The 17,490-nt window shown below is 66.8% G+C and carries 15 protein-coding genes; all 15 read left to right on the top strand.

Features of this window, described 5'->3' with window-relative positions:
* The first annotated feature begins 29 nt into the window (after positions 1 to 29).
* The 15 genes from ACOQFL_RS03300 to ACOQFL_RS03230 all read left to right on the top strand — a co-directional run bounded on the left by ACOQFL_RS03300 (position 30) and on the right by ACOQFL_RS03230 (position 17,420).
* Positions 30 to 1,490: an MFS transporter gene (locus ACOQFL_RS03300; protein WP_435542611.1), complete on the top strand. Its 1,461-nt coding sequence runs from the start codon at positions 30 to 32 to the stop codon at positions 1,488 to 1,490.
* A gap of 224 nt (positions 1,491 to 1,714) precedes the next feature.
* Positions 1,715 to 2,704, top strand: a complete 990-nt coding sequence (locus ACOQFL_RS03295; RefSeq protein ID WP_435542610.1) for a polyprenyl synthetase family protein — start codon at positions 1,715 to 1,717, stop codon at positions 2,702 to 2,704.
* A 29-nt stretch (positions 2,705 to 2,733) separates the two neighbouring features.
* On the top strand, positions 2,734 to 3,348 hold the full coding sequence (locus ACOQFL_RS03290) for a tryptophan 2,3-dioxygenase family protein (RefSeq protein ID WP_435542609.1): 615 nt from the start codon (positions 2,734 to 2,736) through the stop codon (positions 3,346 to 3,348).
* Positions 3,345 to 4,751 (top strand): FAD-dependent oxidoreductase, encoded by a 1,407-nt coding sequence (locus ACOQFL_RS03285; protein ID WP_435542608.1) that lies wholly within the window; start codon positions 3,345 to 3,347, stop codon positions 4,749 to 4,751. The genes ACOQFL_RS03290 and ACOQFL_RS03285 overlap by 4 nt, the downstream gene beginning before the upstream one ends.
* A 162-nt stretch (positions 4,752 to 4,913) precedes the next feature.
* Complete coding sequence (locus ACOQFL_RS03280) at positions 4,914 to 5,954, top strand: polyprenyl synthetase family protein (protein ID WP_435542607.1); 1,041 nt, start codon at positions 4,914 to 4,916, stop codon at positions 5,952 to 5,954.
* Positions 5,955 to 6,104: 150 nt separating this feature from the next.
* Positions 6,105 to 7,301: a cytochrome P450 gene (locus tag ACOQFL_RS03275; protein ID WP_435542606.1), complete on the top strand. Its 1,197-nt coding sequence runs from the start codon at positions 6,105 to 6,107 to the stop codon at positions 7,299 to 7,301.
* Between the two features lie 106 nt (positions 7,302 to 7,407).
* Positions 7,408 to 7,617, top strand: coding sequence for a ferredoxin (locus ACOQFL_RS03270; RefSeq protein WP_435542605.1), 210 nt, complete (start codon positions 7,408 to 7,410; stop codon positions 7,615 to 7,617).
* Between the two features lie 116 nt (positions 7,618 to 7,733).
* Positions 7,734 to 9,548, top strand: coding sequence for an FAD-dependent monooxygenase (locus ACOQFL_RS03265; protein ID WP_435542604.1), 1,815 nt, complete (start codon positions 7,734 to 7,736; stop codon positions 9,546 to 9,548).
* Positions 9,549 to 9,550: 2 nt separating this feature from the next.
* Complete coding sequence (locus ACOQFL_RS03260; protein ID WP_435542603.1) at positions 9,551 to 9,940, top strand: limonene-1,2-epoxide hydrolase family protein; 390 nt, start codon at positions 9,551 to 9,553, stop codon at positions 9,938 to 9,940.
* Positions 9,941 to 10,055: 115 nt separating this feature from the next.
* On the top strand, positions 10,056 to 11,249 hold the full coding sequence (locus ACOQFL_RS03255; RefSeq protein ID WP_435542602.1) for an acyl-CoA dehydrogenase family protein: 1,194 nt from the start codon (positions 10,056 to 10,058) through the stop codon (positions 11,247 to 11,249).
* Positions 11,250 to 11,337: 88 nt separating this feature from the next.
* A complete protein-coding gene (locus ACOQFL_RS03250) occupies positions 11,338 to 12,069 on the top strand; it encodes a transmembrane-type terpene cyclase (RefSeq protein ID WP_435542601.1) in 732 nt (243 codons plus the stop codon).
* 1,054 nt (positions 12,070 to 13,123) lie between these two features.
* Complete coding sequence (locus ACOQFL_RS03245; RefSeq protein WP_435542600.1) at positions 13,124 to 13,747, top strand: response regulator transcription factor; 624 nt, start codon at positions 13,124 to 13,126, stop codon at positions 13,745 to 13,747.
* 566 nt (positions 13,748 to 14,313) lie between these two features.
* On the top strand, positions 14,314 to 15,318 hold the full coding sequence (locus ACOQFL_RS03240) for a LacI family DNA-binding transcriptional regulator (protein WP_435542599.1): 1,005 nt from the start codon (positions 14,314 to 14,316) through the stop codon (positions 15,316 to 15,318).
* Between the two features lie 228 nt (positions 15,319 to 15,546).
* Positions 15,547 to 16,125 carry a TRAP transporter small permease gene (locus ACOQFL_RS03235; RefSeq protein WP_435542598.1) on the top strand — a complete coding sequence of 193 codons (579 nt, stop codon included), beginning with the start codon at positions 15,547 to 15,549 and terminating at the stop codon, positions 16,123 to 16,125.
* Positions 16,122 to 17,420, top strand: a complete 1,299-nt coding sequence (locus ACOQFL_RS03230; protein ID WP_435542597.1) for a TRAP transporter large permease — start codon at positions 16,122 to 16,124, stop codon at positions 17,418 to 17,420. The genes ACOQFL_RS03235 and ACOQFL_RS03230 overlap by 4 nt, the downstream gene beginning before the upstream one ends.
* The last annotated feature ends 70 nt before the right edge of the window (positions 17,421 to 17,490 follow it).

Below are 17,490 nucleotides of genomic sequence, written 5' to 3'. Positions count from 1 at the left end.
GACACCACCGCGACGGAAAGGCGACACCGATGCCCGGGACCACGAGGAGTTCGGCGAACCACGTTTCCCACCACGGACGAACTCCGCGGGTATCCACTCGTCTCCTCGTGCTCGGACTGCTGTTCGTCATCACCGCGGTCATCTACGCCGGACGTGGCAGCCTGTCGATCACCGGTGACCACATGGCCGCCGACCTGGGATTCTCCACGGTTCAACTGGGCTACGTCTTCTCCGCGTTCGGTTGGTCCTACGTGCTCGGGCAGCTGCCCGGCGGTATTCTGCTGGATCGGTTCGGCGCCCGCGGGGTCTACACCGCGAGCATCGTGCTGTGGACGTTCGCCACCGCGGCGATCAGTCTCGTGGGGCTGCTGACCACACCGGTGCTGGTGGCGTTGGCCGCGGTCTTCCTGCTGCGCTTGCTGCTCGGTGCGTTCGAGACCCCCGCACTGCCCGCCAACGCCCGCGTGGTGACGATGTGGTTTCCCACCGCCGAGCGCGGTTGGGCCACCGCGGTGTTCACCTCGGCGCAGTACCTGGCCACCGCGATGTTCGCGCCCCTCATGGGGTGGATCACCCACGAGTTCGGCTGGCGCTGGGTGTTCGTGCTGCTCGGTGCTTGCGGGGCCGTGTTGGCGGCGATCTGGACCCGCTGGATGCGGAGTCCCACGCGACACCCCCGCGTGTCACCCGGCGAACTGGCCCGCATGGAATCCGGCGGCGCCCTGACCGGACTCGACGACCCGCTTACCCGGCTCGGCGAGACAGCCGAGCGATCTCGAACCACCGAGGAGAGCGTTCCGGCAGCAGCGGACTCTGCGGGACGGTCGTCCACGAGCACCGGTGGAACGGAACCGCGACCGGCACGGTTGGATCGGTGGACCGTCCGGCTGATCCTGTCGGCCCGTCCGCTGTGGGGCGTGTACGTCACGCAGTACGCGATCAACGCACTGACCTATTTCTTCATCACCTGGCTGCCCGTCTACCTGGTGCGGGCACGCGGGCTGTCCCTGCTGGAGACCGGGTTCACCGCCGCGATCCCCGCGTTGTCTGGCCTGCTCGGCGGCCTGCTCGGCGGTTGGGTCTCCGACCTGTTGATTCGTCGGGGGTACTCGCTGACCGTCGCACGCAAGACGCCCTCGATCATCGGCATGTCACTGGTGCTACTGCTGGTGACCTGCACTCTCACCGACAGCACCGGGCTGATTCTGGTCATTCTGGCGATCGCGTTCTTCGGCAAGGGGCTCGGAGCGCTCGGCTGGGCCATCACCACCGACATCGCACCCCCGCGGGCCGCGAGCTTCGTCGGCGGCACGATGAACGCCGTGGGCAACGCGGCAGGCATCGTCACCCCTGTCGTCATCGGCTACACCCTCTCGGTGACCGGTTCCTTCGACGCGGCCCTGTGGTTCGTCGGTGCCCACGGGCTGTTGGCGTTGTGCGGGTTCGGAATCATGGGTGAGATTCGCAGGATCCGATTGGAAGCTCGCTGAGGATTCCGCTCAGTGGCCACGGTCACCATTGTGTTCGTTCCGGACGAACCGGCGTGGAACCGTCGAACGTGTATTCGGAAAGACATCACACGGTCGAGTGATTCGGGGCTTGTCGAGGTCGTTGTCGCCGGTGCCGGATCGAAAAGTCCGTCGGGCGTTCCCCTTCGGGCCAGTATTCACTCTTCCTGGCGACACGGAAGGATAGTCCTCATACAGTCGGCGACATGACGGAGATCGATGTCCCACAGGTTGCCGATCCCGAAATAGCCAGACTGGTCCGTGCCGAGGTCGAGTACCGGTGGCCCGCGGACGTGTCCGATCTCGACGAAGTGGTGCGCTACGGACTGGTGCCGTTCGGCAAGATGATGGGGCCCTGGCTCCTGATCCGGTCGGCTCTCGCCGTGGGTGGCGAGCTGGAGCCGGTGCTTCCCGCGGCGGTAGCCGTGGAATGTGTGCAGGTCGGGGCCATGATGCACGACGACATCGTGGACGAGGACCCCGAACGCCGCAGCAAATCCGCCGCCTACGAGACGTTCGGTCATCCCACCGCGATCGTCGGTGGCGACGGGCTGTTCTTCCAGGGATTCGCCGCGCTGTCGGATTGCGGGCGCGCGGGAGTTCCCCAACCACGTGTGGCGCGGGGACTGGACGTTCTGGCACGAACCGGACTTCGTATCGGTGACGCCGCCGTCAAGGAAATCAGAATGGGACGCACCGTTTGTTCCACCGCCACTTATCGAGAGATGATCAAGGACAAGAGTGGCGCACTGCTTTGGATGGCTTGCGGTCTCGGCGCGACGTTGAGCGGTGCGGACGAGGAATCCCTGGAAGCGTTGCACAATTACAGTAATTTTCTGGGGGTCGGTTATCAGATTCGGGACGATCTGATGGCCTACGACGGCACCAGAGCGGGAAAACCCAACACCTCGGACATCCGCAACGGCAGACCAACGCTTCCGGTGCTGCTCGCGCATCGTCGAGCCCCCCGGAACGAGAAGCTACTCATCGAGGAAATCCTCGCCGACACCACTTCACCGGTCGAACAGCGCTACGAGGCCATGCGGGACCTGGTGCGGGCCCACGGCGCGGTGGACTCGGCCCGCGAGATGTCGCGCAGGTACGCCCGGATGGCGGCGCGGGCACTGGAGTCGCTACCTCCCGGCGAACACCGCGACGCGCTGGAGGAACTCACCACCACGGGTCGTTTGGTGTAGCGCTCCGACACGCAGAGGAGATGGTTCGGGTGTCCACCGTGACTTATTCCCAGTACCTGCGACTGAAGCAGTTGTTGTCACTACAGCAACCACTCACTCCCGATGACGACCGCGAGATCCACGACGGCGAACGGTTCTTCATCGTCGTGCACCAGGCGTCCGAGACGCTGCTCAGTCAGGCGTTGACCGATCTGCGGCACATCGAGGCCGGACGCTGCGACAGTGAGTGTTCCGAGCATCGGGCCAACCGCGCGGCACGTGTGATCGAGACACTGGAAAGCCATCTGGTGCTGCTGCGGAACTCCCTGAAGCCCGAACACTTCCAGCTGTTCCGGGACAGGTTCGGAACGGCCAGCGGTCTGCAGTCCAAGCAGTTCCACGAGTTGTTCGAGATCACCCACCGGCTGGCCCACCGGCACGCCACGGGTGGGATCGAGCTCGCGGAAGGCGAACTCGTCCGGCTCCGCGCGGCGACCCGGAGCTGGCGGTACACCCACCTCAAGCTCGTGGAGCACATGCTCGGTGATCTGGAAGGCACCGGGGAGACTTCCGGGGTCGACTACCTGCGGCGTCGGATCGACGAAGCGGCCACGGCAATCGCCGTGGGCGACGACGGCAGCACCACGGAGTCACCCGGGTGTTGAGCAGAAACGGACAGTCGCGCGCACCAGCCACGAACCGTTCGCTCGGGCACGTCGCGGTGCTCGGTGGAAGCGTGGCCGGACTGCTGATCGCCCACGCTCTCGCGGGGCACGCCGAACGGGTCACCGTCCTGGAACGTGATCACTACCCGGACGACCCCGTCGCCCGGGGTGGCGTCCCGCAGTCCCCGCACACCCACGTGCTGCTCACCAGTGGTATCAGGGCACTGGACGAGCTGCTTCCCGAACTGGCGCCGCTGCTGCGCCGGGAAGGCGCCCCGACGCTGTCGGTCCCGGCCGACCTCGGGGTGTGGCAGGCCGGGCAGTGGGTCTCACGGCAACATCCCTCGGAGCAGGTGGTCACCGCCTCACGACCGCTGTTGGAGCAGTTGATCCGCCGCTGCGTGCTGGAGAGCCACCCCCGCATCGAGGTCAGGACCTCGGCCCGGGTGACCGGCCTGCTCGGCGACTCCGAACACGTCGCGGGAGCCGTGTTCCGCGAACGAGGATCCGAACTCGGCGAACAGCGGGAAATCAGTGCCGACCTGGTGGTCGACGCCACCGGTCGGGCGAGCAAAACCCCGGAGTGGCTGGACGCTCTCGGTGTCGCCGTCCCCCAGGAGGAGTTACTGGCTACCGGACGGGCCTACGCCACCTGCTCCTTCCGCACCGACAGCAGCGAGCCGCTCGAGCGGGTCAGCGGCTTCTACCTCGTCCCCGACGCGACGCAGCCGCTGGGAGCCATCATGTTGCCCGCGGAGGACGACCGCATGATGGTGACGCTGTCCGGCCCCCACACGAACCCACCTCCCACCGATCCGGACGGTTTCGTGGAGTTCGCCCGCGGGCTTCCCCATCCGGCGCCCCACCGATGGCTGCGACAGGCCGAGCCGCTCACCCGCCCCGTCGGGTACCGGCACACCGCGAACAGGCGTCGCCGCTACGACCGCGCCTCCGGACTTCCGAGCGGTTTCCTCGTCGTCGGTGACGCCCTCTGCGCGTTCAACCCCGTCTACGGCCAGGGGATCTCGGTCGCGGCCATGAACGCCGTCGCCCTGTCCCGGGAACTGGCCGCGAGTGGGAGCCGAGTCACCACGCGGCGGGCGCAGCGGGCGGTGCTGGCCTCGGCACGCGGTGCCTGGGAGGTCGCCACCGGCGCGGACGGGCCCATGCCCGGGGCCGAGGGCAACGCGCTGCGCGACGGGCCCGTCGACGGGATCCGCGACTGGTACCTCGAACGGGTCCGGGAGCGTGTGCCCGGCGATCCGGTGGTGTGCCGCGCGTTCCGCGACGTCCTTTTCCTGCTGGCACCGCCCAGCAGTCTGTTGACCTCCCGGCGGGTACTGCGTCGTTCGCTGTTCCGCTCGCCGATCCCGACCTCCGATGAGCTACCGACCCGCGATTGACGATCGTCGTAGAGAGCGAGGGCGCAACGCCATGTCACGCGACAGGTCACCGGCCCGCCCCGGCCCCGGGTGGTACCGGACGAGCCACGTGGACCATCCGGCCGTTCCGTTCCGAGCGCGGTGCGGCAGAACCCCGGCACATGCCGAGACGGTGGTGGTCCCATGAGTACGACACACGCGGAACGCTCCCCCTCGGAACGAGCCCCCGAGTCGCTCGACGCGGGCATCGCGCTGGTGCGCCCCGCGCTGCGTGCGGCGGTGCGTGACTACCTCTCCCACGACACGGAACTGGTGGTCGGCTACCACCACGGATGGTCCGACGAGCAGGGCAGACCCACCGAGGAGTGGAGCGGCAAACTAGTGCGCCCGTCCCTGGCCCTGCTGTCGGCACGAAGCACGGGCGCCGACCCGGCGGACGGGGTGGCCGCGGCGGTGGCCGTGGAGCTGGTGCACAACTTCTCGCTGCTGCACGACGACATCATGGACAACGACTCGGCTCGTCGTGGCAGGGCGACCGCGTGGACGCTGTTCGGGGTGCCGCGGGCCATCCTGGCCGGTGACGCGCTGCTGGCGGCGGCGACCGGAGTGCTGCTCGACAGCGGGAAACCGAGCGCCGGAACCGCGGCCAACTCCCTGACCACGGCGACACGGCGCATGATCAGCGGTCAGGCCGCCGACGTCGAGTTCGAGCGGCGTGACGACGTGACACTGGACGAGTGCCTGCGCATGGCGGGCGACAAGACCGGTGCGCTGCTTTCCTGCGCGTGTTCGATCGGTGCCGAGCTTCTCGGCGCGGACGCGGAACCGGTGCACCGCCTCGCCCGGTTCGGTGAACACATCGGAGTCGCTTTCCAACTGGTCGACGATCTGCTCGGGATCTGGGGCGATCCGGAACGCACCGGCAAGCAGGTGCTGGCCGACATCAGGGTGCGCAAGAAGTCACTGCCGCTGGTGGTCGCGCTGAACGAGAGCGATTCGGACGAGCTCTCGGCGCTGTACCACGGTTCCGAGCCGCTGGACGAGAAGCAGGTGCACCGCGTCGCCGAACTGGTGGAACGCGCCGGTGGTCGCGAGTGGGTCCACGACGAGCTGGCGCGCCGGGTGGCGGCCGCGCGCGAATGCCTGGAACACGACGGCCTGCCGCGGTCCGTACGGGAGGAACTGCTGGAAATGGCCGCCTTCCTCACCGACCGGAGGTTCTGATCGAGCCCTTTCGGGGCGAGACCCCACCCGACACGGGAACTCACCCCGGAGCGGGAACTCGCCGGGCCGGGGCCCCGCGCTGACTTCCCCGGGTCCCGAACCCGGTGGAGACGTCCGTTGCTCACCACTTCACCAAGAGGGGAAAACCCCATGAACGAGCCCAAACCACTACCCATCGCCGCGCGCGCGGAAGGGTGCCCCTTCACACCCGCCGACGAGCTGTACGAGATGCAGCGATCGGAGGAACTGCCGCGGATCATGGTGCCCAGCCCGCTGCTGGACGAGTTCGAGGCGGCCACGATCACTCGCTACGAGGACGCCAAGAACGCGCTCAGCGACACCAGGCTGCGGATGGGATTCGTCTTCGATCCCGAGGCGCCGCGAACCATGCTCAACCAGCCGGGCAACCTGCTCAACTACAACGGCGCTGACCATTCCCGGCTGCGGCGCATGCTCACGGGAGCCTTCACCGTCAAGCGGGTGCGCTCGCTGCGGCCGATGATCGAGCGGATCGTCTCGGACCGGCTGGACGCGGTGGAACAGGCGGGTGCCGGTGCAGACCTCGTGCGGCTGTTCAGCACTCCCATCCCCACGCTGGTGATCTGCGAACTGCTGGGAGTGCCCTACGCGGACCGCGCGGACTTCCAGCATCGCGCTCAGGTCGGTCTGGACGTCAACACCAGCCGCGAGACGCAGATCCGGAACCTGGCCGAGATGGACGAGTACATGGCCACGCTCATCGCGTCCCACCGCGAGAGTCCCGGAGACAACCTGCTGGGGAGCGTGGTGCGGGACCACGGCGACGAACTGAGCGACGACGAGCTGGTCGGGATCGGCAACATGCTGCTGATCGCCGGGCACGAGACCACGGCCAGCATGCTCTCCGCGAGCACCACCCTGCTGCTGCGCAATCCGGACCAGCTCGCGGTGGTGCGCGACGAGCCCGACGCTGTCGACGGAGCCGTCGAGGAGCTGTTGCGCTACTGCTCCCCGGCCACCGCGATGCCGCGCCAGGCGGCGGCGGACATGTCCGTACGTGACCAGGAGATCGGGGAAGGCGAACGCGTCGTGGTCTCGGTGCTGGCCGCCAACCGCGATCTGCCGGAGGCCGCGGAGCGGGACCTGGACGAGCTGGACGTGCGCAATCCCCCCAAGCACCACGTCACCTTCGGCTACGGCGCCCACCAGTGTCTCGGCCAGCAGCTGGCGCGCATGGAGCTGCGCATCGCGCTGCCCGCGCTGTTCAACAGGTTCCCCGAGCTGCGGTTCGCCTGTTCCGAGGAGGACATCGAGTACCGGACCAAGGCGCTGGTCTTCGGTGTGCGCAACCTGCCGGTCACCTGGTGAGTCTCGCCCCCGATGTCACAGCCCCCGGAACGAGAGTCGGCGGGGGTTTCGCCGAGCCGGCGATCGGACAACCCGACCGGAAAACTTCGACGAGGAGGTCGCGAGAGTGAACATCGACGTGGACCAACCCCGCTGCGTGGCGGCGGGTCACTGCGTCTCGGCCGCTCCCGAGGTGTTCGACCAGCGTGACGAGGACGGGGTGGTGGTGCTGCTGGACGAGCACCCCGACGAGCACGAACACGAGCGGGTCCGCGAGGCCGCGCTGCTGTGTCCCTCGGCCGCCATCACTGTGCGGGAGGGTGAGCGGCGGTCATGAGCGATGTGCCCGTGCTCGGGGGCTCGGTGGCCGGGCTGCTCACCACGGCGGGTCGCCTTTCCCGCGGCGGGCCCGCGAGTCGTTTTTCCCGAGTCCGATCCTTGCTGGAGTAACCGATGACCGACCACGAAATCCCGGTACTCGTCGTAGGGGGAGGTGGCTGTGGTCTGTCCACATCGATCTTCCTGTCCGATCTCGGTGTCGAGCACCTGCTCGTGGAACGCCGCGAGACGCCCTCGGCGTTGCCACGAGCCCACTACCTGAACCAGCGAACGATGGAGATCTTCCGCCAGCACGGTCTCGCGGCGGAGATCTACCGCGACAGCGCACCGCTGGAGAACATGAGCGAGGTCGTCTGGCGCACCTCGCTGGCGGGCGACGGAGAACTGGACGCGCTGGATCTGCACCGCATGGACGCGTTCGGCGGTGGCTCGACGGCGGGGCCGTACCTGGCCGACAGCCCCTGCCCCTCGACCAACTTCCCGCAGCACCGGCTCGAACCGCTGCTGCACCGGCACGCCGTGGAGCGGGCACCCGAGAGCGTGCTGTTCGGCCACGTGATGGAGGAGTTCACCGGAGACGAGTCCGGCGTGACCGCCGTGGTGACCGAGAGTTCCACCGGACACCGCTTCACCGTGCGTGCCCGCTGTCTCGTAGCGGCCGACGGCGGTCGCGGCATCGGTGACGAGCTCGGTGTCGAGATGACGGGTGAGGGCGGCGCACTCGATGTGGTTTCCGTCCACTTCAGCGCGGACCTCGCCGAGTGGTGGCCCGGCGATTCGGTGCTTATGACCAATTTCGTCGGTATGGACGGCGGTCCCGTCTCCCGCTACGGAATGGTCGCCCTGGGGCCGGAGTGGGGACTGAAGTGCCGGGAGTGGGCGTTGCATTTCCACCCGGCTCCCGACAGCGGGTTGGACCTCGGCGAGGAGGCCATGGTCGACAGGGTTCGGCAGCTGCTCAAGTTGCCCGACCTGGACCTGGAGATACACCGGGTGAGCAACTATCGGCCCGAGGGCGTCGTTGCGAGCACCTTCCGCGTCGGCAACGTCTTCCTGGCGGGAGACGCGGCCCACCGCCAGCCACCGGCCACCGGTCTCGGGCTGAACTCCGCGATCCAGGACGGGCACAACCTCGCCTGGAAACTCGGCGCGGTGCTCGACGGCACCGCCGATCGTCGACTGCTGGACACCTATGAGGCGGAGCGGCTTCCGGTTGCCCGCCGCAACGTGAGCTGGGCGATGTACGCCTTCCGCAACCACGCGGTGGCCCACGCGGGACTCGGGCTGCTGCCGGGCCAGCCGCTGGAATCAGCCCGCGCCACCATCCGCACGTTGTTCTCCGACACCCCGATGGGGCGGACACGGCGAGCGAGGGCCGAGGAGGTCTTCGCCACGCAGCGGGTGGAGTACCAGGCGCACGACATCGAGATCGGATTCGCCTACGAGAAGGGTGCGCTGGTTCCCGACGGGACACCCCCGCCGGACAGGGACCCCATGGGGTGTGGGCACCAGCCGACCACCAGGCCGGGACACCGGCTGCCGCACGCCCGACTCGCCCGGGACGGGGAGGTGTCCACGCACGACCTCGTCGGAGCCCGTGGCGGATTCGTGCTGTTCACCGGTGAACAGGGCGGTTCCTGGAGGGCGGCGGCCGAGCGCGTGGCCGAGGACTACGGCGTGTCCCTGGCCGTCGTGTCCATCGGGGAGCACGAGGGAGCCATCGGGCACGACGGGGCCACTGGGCACGTCGACGTCGACGGCACCTGGCGGGAGGCAGGGGGCATCGGTGCCGGGGGCGCGGTGCTGGTGCGTCCCGACAACCACATCGCCTGGCGCGCCACCGAGGACGACGCCGACATCGAGGCGCGGCTGCACGACGCACTCGGACGAGTCCTCGGCCTCACAGCTACGAGCGGGGCGGGGAGCTGATCGTGTCAGCCACAGCACACCGAAGTCTGGTTCGTGAGTTCCTGGGCCGAATGGGGCCGTCCCCAGCCGATGTCCGTTCGGCGGTGGAGAGCTTCCTGACCGAGGACTGCGTCTGGGAGAACCCCGGTTCCCCGGTCTGTCACGGAAAACGGCGAATCCTGGAGATGATGCCCGCCGACTTCGCGCAGCTGAAGGTGCGATTCCGACACATCGTCGCCACGGGCGAGACCGTGCTGGTCGAACGGGTCGAGGACATGCTCCGTGCGGACGGCAGTCCCATCGCGCTGAACCTGAAGGTAATGGCCGCGTTCGAGATCAGGAACGGTCGCATCAGCGCGTGGCGCGACTACTTCGACATCACCAACCTGATATCCGATCCGCCCGACTGGTGACCCCCGGAGGGTGGCCATTCCTCGTCGCGAGCACGCCACGCAGGGCCCGCCGAGCGGCTCCGAGGTGTGCGGGTACGGCGCGAATCGACAACGACACACTCCAGGAGGCAGCCGTATGACGAGTCCGAGCGAGGACACCAAGGAGCTGCGCGACGAGCTGCTGGAACGGGTCCGATCGATCGGGCCGGTACTGGCGGACGGCGTTCCCGAGGGCGACCGCGAGCGCAGGCTTCCGGACGACACCGTTCGGGCGATCGAGGAGTCCCGGGTGGACAGACTCTGGACGGCCCGCCGCTACGGCGGGCTGGAGACGGGGGTGCGCACCCTGAGCGAGGTGACCAAGGCACTCTCGCACTACTGTCCCTCCACCTCGTGGGTCGTCAACAACATCAACGGATCCAACCTGTTCGCGAGCAGGTTCCCCCTACGGGCCCAGGACGAGGTGTTCTGTGACAACCCCGGCGCGAAGCTCGCCTCCATCTTCGTCGCCGCCGGTGAGCTGGTTCCGTCCGAAGGGGGGTACTCGCTGACCGGCAAGTGGCCCTACGCCTCGGGCATCCTGCACGACGACTGGGCGATCCTGAGCGCGAAGGAACTCGACAGCGGCGGCGAGACCGTGCGTCCGGTGGCCGTGCTCGTTCCCGTGGAGGCTCTCGGTATCGAGGACACCTGGTTCACCGTCGGCATGCGGGCGACCGGGAGCCACACCGTCGTGGCCGAGAACGCCCCCGTCCCCGAGCACCGGGTGATTCCCGCAGAGATACAGCTGGGGCGGCAGCACTGCACCGACCTCGAGCTGAACCCGCTGTTCCGCTCCCCGGCTGTGGCGGCGATGGCGGTCATCTGCGCCTCCGTCGTGCTCGGTGCCGGACAGGCCGCGCTGTCCTGCGTGGTCGAGAAGGCGCCGTCGCGCAAGATCCCGCCGAGTACCTACGCGAGCCAGCCCGAATCCCCGACGTTCGTCTCCGAACTGGGACGTACGGCGCTGAACATCGACGCCGCGGAGATGCACGTGCGCCGGTCGGCCGACGCGATCGACACTGCCGCCGAGCGGGCTGTATCGCTCCCCGAGAACGAACTGCGCAGGATTCGCGGCGACGCGGCGCACGCGGTGAAGCTGATAACCGGTGCGCTGGACGAGTTGATGTGGGCCTACGGCGCCTCGGCCTTCGCCGAGGCGAGCCCGATGCAGCAGTACTGGCGCGATGCCAACACCGCGGCCAGACACGCCATGCTCAACGTGCAGGTGGGCCACGAGCTCTACGGTGGTTCGTTCTTCGGGCTGGATTCGATAGTTCCCGGGCTGTAGCGCTGTCCGCTCCAGCCGGGCGAGCGACCCGACAACCCGATCGGACAACTCCAATGAGAGTCCTGGTAGAGCGAGGTGCGGAACTCCGATGAACTGGCTGCCGCCGTTCCTGGTCCCGATGTCGGACGTCGCTCCGGTCACGATCGAGGCCGTCGACATCCCCCGCTGGCTCTTCTGGTCGGTCGCGGGGCCGACAGTGGTGGGCTGGCTGCTGACCTATCTGCTGTCCATCCGGCAGACGATGCTGGACGGCCGGATCGCCATTCCGGCCTACATGGTGGCGGTGAACTTCTCCTGGGAGTTCAGCCTCGGGTTCGTCCTGGAGCAGACACCGAGCCAGCGGCAGATCAACACGGTCTGGGCGGTGATCAACGTGTTCCTGGTCTACCAGGCGTTCCGTTACGGTCCGCGGGACTATCCTCACCTGCCGCGGTTCACGTTCCGAGTGTTGCTCGGCGGGTTCGCGGTGTGGTCCTCGCTGGTGGTGATGGCCGGTGCCAACGAGTTCCACGACCGGGACGGCATGTACATCGGCATGATCATCAACGTGTTCCTCAGCGCCGCGTTCATCCTGATGCTGCGTAGTCGGAACTCCTCGGTGGGGCAGTCCCTCCACATCGCCGTGGCGAAGTTCCTCGGTACGTTCTCCGCCGGTCTGACCGGATTCCTGCTCTACCCATCCCGGACGCTTTTCCTGGTGCTGATACCGACGATGGTGGTGCTCGACATCGTTTACATCGTGCTGCTGTACCGCAGGATGCGACTGGAGGGCAGAAACCCGTGGAGTTTGCGCGGGTACCGGAGCCCGGTGCCCGAGTGAACCGCTGCCGGCTCACAGAAGTACTTCGAAGCCGCGGTGACGGCTCTCGCGCGAAGGTCGCCGCGTCGCCGGGAACCGTCGCGGCGGTAGACGTCTTCGGGAGCGCTGCCGAGCACGTCGAGCGATCGCCGGAACCGAGCGACTGAGACACAGGTTGCCCCGTTGTTAATCTCCGGTCAACCATTGGGGCGTCTCGAACCCCGGCCGTTTTCGGCCCTTATCGGTGAGGCACGGAGTGCCGGACGGCGACTGTCACGCTTCGTGGTCGAGCCGGTTCGCGGCATGTCTCCGGAAAGCACAGTTCAGCGGCTTTTCGAAGTATTGATTAGAATTATATTCACATTTTGATCGCGTTCCGTTGTTGTTCGCGGTGGCGGACGCGCGTGTCGAGATTTTTCTTTCTCGTCGATTCGGCTTTACCGGTGGAGCTGGGTGAGAAGTTGTCATCCGTGGGTCGAGGCGCCGTGAGCGTGTCGTATGTCGATATTCTGATGTCTTTATGCGTGTCGCGCCGTGATTTATCACAGATCGTCCGGAGTGAGGCTTTTTTAACACCTCGGTGTGGTCGTGCCGAGGGTTTTCCCTATGGTTCCTTCCGTGCTTCGGGTCGATGCGTGTCGAGTGTCCACCCCCTTTGAGGTGCCAGCTTTCCACCCCGTGTCCTGCGTATATGTGGATTCCTGAGGGGTGCGGCGCTCTTCCCGTGGGGGGAGTTACTCGCGTTTACCTTGACCGGTAACGAAATCGGTGTATACCTTTACGTCGGTGCCGCAGAACTGGTTGACCGTATCGGTCGAAACGCGATCGATACGGGCACGACCGACGAAACCGCTGCTCGATCGGAGGATCCCGGAACAGGAGTAGAGATTGTGATTCCGCAGGCGAAGATTCATTGTTGTTTGTTTCACATTTCGCTTGCTTTCGCCTGGTTCTGGCGGAGGTTCCGGTTCGAGTCGCTGTCCGCGCCCGTACTGACGGTCCGTGCTGAGCACTGCTGAATTTACCGTTCACACACTTCATCCCAGACGATTGCTCGCGGTGCTAGGAGGCTCCGGTGAAGTCGATTCGAGTATTCGTGCGGACCGTGGACCCGTTGACCAGTATGGCTGTCAGCCACTACCTGGACAGTCGGCCGAACATCGAGGTGGTGCCCGCCGAGGAGCACACCCCGGTGGACGTCGTCGTCATGGTGGCCGAGCGACTGACCGTCGACGTGGCCTCGACGCTGCGCAAGATCAAGGCGACCCTGAACGCGCCCGTCATCATGATTCTCTGCGAGATCACGCGCAATGACCTGGTTCCCGCCGTCGAGTGCAACGTGGCCGCGGTGCTGCCGAGGGAGGCCGCTTCTCGAGAGCGAATCGAGGAGGCCGTTCGCACCGCCTCGGCAGGGGGCGGACTGCTGCCCTCGTCGATGCTCGGCGAGCTGTTGCGGAACTTCGAACAGCTGCAGCGCGAGGTTCTCGCGCCGAACGGGCTGCACGCCTCCGGGCTCACTCCCAGGGAAATCGATGTGCTGCGGCTGATGTCGCACGGTTTCGACACTTCCGAGATCGCCGAGGAGCTGAACTTCTCCGAACGGGCGGTCAAACGCGTGGTTTCCGAGCTCACCGGTCGTCTTCAGCTGCGGAACAGACCGCACGCGGTGGCCTACGCGTTACGGATGGGGGTGATCTGACAGCGGGTGCGATCGAGCGACCAGCCGTCACAACGCGATCCGGAGTTACGCACGGCTCGCACGTGCCGGTTCGGAAGTGGTGTTCAGTAGCGATCGTGCTCGTATCGGATGGCATCGTATCGAATGTTTCCCTCCTGCCACTCGTGCCGGACTGCTGGAACCTCGCACGGTCGAGCTGCTCGCCGAGAACGGACTCGCGGACGGACCGCGCGCGGCGAGCGGGGTGCACCGCAGTTCGGAGCCATGCGGGTAATCATGATCTTGTTTAAGAAACCGGTTTCCGAGTAAGTCCACTCGCCGCGGTGCTGTCGATAACCACCCCCGGGTCTCATGCGTTCGGGGAGCGAGGACCACGACGGTCCCCGGAGTCGAGCATCGCGTCGAGCAGCGATTCCGCCGCGGCAGGGGAGTGGCGGCCCTCCGCCGGGAAACGGGATAGTATGGACCGCGACTCGCGGACGATGCGGAGCGAGAGTGTAGGAAACCGGTTTCTAGGCCGAGTTTCCCCGCTGCGCGGGAACGATCCGCACCGAGAACGACCGACCGAGGAAGCGGAGGACGGTCTCATGGGATCAGGGGACCGCCCCGAAACCGTGACGATTCACCAGGTGGCCAAGGCCGCGGAGGTCTCCGCCGCCACCGTTTCCCGGGTCATGAATCGCAGGCAGTCCGTGGATCCGGTGCTCGCGCGACGGGTGCAACAGGTGGCCGCCTCGTTGGGGTATCAGCCGAACGAGGTGGCCAGGGGGCTGGCGCGGGGGCGCACCGGCCTCGTCGCCGTCATCGTTCCGGATCTGGGCAACCCGATGTTCCAGTCCGTGCTGCGCGGCGTGAGCAGGGCAGCGGCATCCGAGGACTACCGCGTGCTGGTGACCGACAGTCACGAGCTTCCGATGGAGGAGACCCTGCTCGCCAGGGAGACCCGGCTGCGGGTGGACGGACTGGTGCTGTGCTCACCGCGCACCCACGATCAGGAGTTGCTCGACATCGCGACGAGGCTGGAACCTTTCGTCCTGGTCAACCGACATGTGATCGGGACCGATGCCCCCGCCGTCAGCGTGGACTACGCCTCCGGGGTGCGTGCCGTGATGGCACATCTGGGGTGGTTGGGGCACACCAGGATCGCCTACCTGTCCGGGCCGGTGGCCAGTGTGTCCAACCAGGAACGACTGGAGGCGCTGCGCGCCGCCACCACCGAGGCCATGACGTTGGACGTGGTCGAGTGCGGCTCGATGCACGAGGACGGTTACCAGGCCGCCGATCGAGCACTGGCCACCGGTGCCACGGCCGTCGTGGGTTACAACGACGTGGTCGCGCTGGGGGCGTTGGGGAAGTTCCACGAGATCGGTGTGTCGGTACCCGGTCACGTGAGCGTGGTCGGTTTCGACGACATCGCCTTCGCCCGCTACTCGGCTCCCAGGCTGACCACGGTTTCGGTGCCCCAGGAGGAGCTGGGGGTACAGGCCTGGCACCGGCTCTCCGCGATGCTGCACGAACGGGAGTTGCCCGCGGACGTGAGCTTCACTCCCCGCCTGGAGGTGCGGGGCAGCACCGGGCCGGTCGCGAGCTGACTCACCAGTTCCGCGCGTTACTGGACATGTTTCCGGGTCAGTGCGCGCACTCTTCGTGTTCAAAAAGGGCTTCGTTAGTTCTTCCGAGTGAAAAAACCTCGCCGAGTTCAGTTCGCTGAACACACTAAGGGGTTGACACCGAGCTCGGTCCGGCTAGCCTAGAAACCGGTTTCTGAGTTGTGTTGTCCACCACACGGACAACGCCGCGAAGCACTGATCGGAGAAACGATGTCGCAGCCGGCCTCGCCTCACCCCGTGGCCGCCCGGGTCCGCCGCCTGGCACTGCGGACGCTGGACCTGGTCACCGACGTGCTGACCACGACGGCCCTGGCGGCGATGGTGGTGGTCGTGTCCTGGCAGGTGTTCTGCCGCTTCGTGCTGCAGTTCACCCCGGCATGGGCCTCCGAGACGGCCCTGCTGCTGTTGGCGTGGATGGCCCTGCTCGGCATAGCCCGCGGCATCCGCGACCGAGGCCACATCGCACTCGGAGTGCTGGTCGACCGGCTTCCCGGCGCCGCGCGGGCGGTGATCGCGAGGCTGGCACCGGCGCTGATGGCGCTGTTCGGGATCTACCTGGTGGTGCAGGGCAGTGAGTTCACCCGTCTGATGGCGAGCTCCACGCTGCCCGCCACGGGCCTGCCCACCTCGGTTCGCTACGCCGCCATGCCCGTGGCCGGAGTACTGATCACCTGCTACAGCGGCCTGCAGCTGTTCGGCCTGCTCCCAGGGGAGAACACCTCCGCCGGCCCCGGCGACGACGCGGCGGGCGATTCCGGCGACCACCGTGACGACGAGGAACACACATGAGTATTGACCCCATCGCGGTCAGCATCCTCTTCGGCGGATTCGTCGTACTGCTGCTGCTGCGCGTGCCGATCGCCCTGGCCCTGGCCACCTCCTCGGTGGGGGCTGCGTTGTGGGTGGGACTGCCGTTGCCGGTCATCGGGCAGAAACTGGTCCAGTCGCTGAACTCCTTCCCGCTGCTGTCGATCCCGTTCTTCATCCTCGCGGGTGAAGTGATGTCCAGCGGTGGAGTGGCCCGGAGACTCATCGACCTCGCCAACGTCATCGTCGGCCGGTTCCGGGGTGGGCTGGCCATGCTGAACGTGGTCGCCAGCACCTTTTTCGGTGGTATCTCCGGATCCGCGGTGGCAGACACCTCCTCGGTCGGCTCGGTGATGCTGCCGATGATGCGCAAGCAGGGCTACTCCGTTCCCTACTCCGTGGGGGTCACGGTTTCCAGCGCCGCGCAGGGCGTGCTCATCCCACCGAGCCACAACATGATCATTTTCGCGCTCGCCGCGGGCGGCAGCGTCTCGATCGGTGGGGTGTTCGTGGCGGGGCTGCTGCCCGGTATCGCAGTGGGGCTGCTGTTGCTGGTCATCTGTGCGCTGCTGGCCAAGCGCAACGGCCACCCCAAGGGAGATCCGATCTCCGTGGCGGGCATCCCCCGAGTGGTTTGGCAGGGCTCACTCGGACTGCTCACCCCCGTCATCGTGATCGGCGGCATCCTCACCGGCGTGTTCACCGCCACCGAGTCGGCGGCAATCGCCTGCGTCTGGTCCATCCTGATCACGTTCGGGGTCTACCGGGAGGTCCCGCTGCGGGAGCTGCCGAGGATGCTGCGTCGTGCCATGAGCACGCTGTCCACGGTGCTGTTCCTCATCGCAGCGGCGGGGGCCTACGGCTACCTGCTCACCGTGATGGGAGTGCCGGAAGCCCTGACCCAACTGATCCTGTCCGTCTCGGACAACACCGTGGTCGTGCTGCTGTTGTGCAACGTGTTGCTGCTGGCGCTCGGCTCGGTGATGGACATGGCACCGCTCATCCTGATCACCACACCGGTGTTGCTCCCGGTGGTCACCTCGGTGGGCATGGATCCGATGCAGTTCGGCGTCATGCTGATACTCAACCTCGCGATCGGGCTGATCACCCCACCCGTCGGCAGCGTGCTCTTCGTCGGCTCCGCCCTCGGAGGAATCCGAGTGGAAAGCGCGATCAAGGGTGTTCTGCCGTTCTACATTCCGCTCCTGATCGCGTTGCTGCTGGTCACCTTCGTGCCGCAGCTCTCGCTGTTCGTGCCCGGATTACTGGGCTTCTGATCGCCGGACCCGTCGATTACCCGGTTAGCCGATTACCCGGGCCTGTCGATCGACGGGGCGAAACCCTTCG

The sequence above is a fragment of the Actinopolyspora sabaoui genome (genome assembly GCF_051225635.1).
GTDB lineage: Bacteria > Actinomycetota > Actinomycetes > Mycobacteriales > Pseudonocardiaceae > Actinopolyspora.
Note: the sequence above shows the minus strand (reverse complement) of the source record. Positions and strands in the feature narration are given on the sequence as shown.

What these genes read in the sequence shown, in the direction of transcription:
- ACOQFL_RS03265 (WP_435542604.1), top strand. Translation starts at nt 7,734, where the DNA reads ATGACCGACCACGAAATCCCGGTACTCGTCGTAGGGGGAGGTGGCTGT.
- ACOQFL_RS03300 (WP_435542611.1), top strand. Translation starts at nt 30, where the DNA reads ATGCCCGGGACCACGAGGAGTTCGGCGAACCACGTTTCCCACCACGGA.
- ACOQFL_RS03230 (WP_435542597.1), top strand. Translation starts at nt 16,122, where the DNA reads ATGAGTATTGACCCCATCGCGGTCAGCATCCTCTTCGGCGGATTCGTC.
- ACOQFL_RS03240 (WP_435542599.1), top strand. Translation starts at nt 14,314, where the DNA reads ATGGGATCAGGGGACCGCCCCGAAACCGTGACGATTCACCAGGTGGCC.
- ACOQFL_RS03280 (WP_435542607.1), top strand. Translation starts at nt 4,914, where the DNA reads ATGAGTACGACACACGCGGAACGCTCCCCCTCGGAACGAGCCCCCGAG.
- ACOQFL_RS03235 (WP_435542598.1), top strand. Translation starts at nt 15,547, where the DNA reads ATGTCGCAGCCGGCCTCGCCTCACCCCGTGGCCGCCCGGGTCCGCCGC.
- ACOQFL_RS03295 (WP_435542610.1), top strand. Translation starts at nt 1,715, where the DNA reads ATGACGGAGATCGATGTCCCACAGGTTGCCGATCCCGAAATAGCCAGA.
- ACOQFL_RS03255 (WP_435542602.1), top strand. Translation starts at nt 10,056, where the DNA reads ATGACGAGTCCGAGCGAGGACACCAAGGAGCTGCGCGACGAGCTGCTG.
- ACOQFL_RS03250 (WP_435542601.1), top strand. Translation starts at nt 11,338, where the DNA reads ATGAACTGGCTGCCGCCGTTCCTGGTCCCGATGTCGGACGTCGCTCCG.
- ACOQFL_RS03275 (WP_435542606.1), top strand. Translation starts at nt 6,105, where the DNA reads ATGAACGAGCCCAAACCACTACCCATCGCCGCGCGCGCGGAAGGGTGC.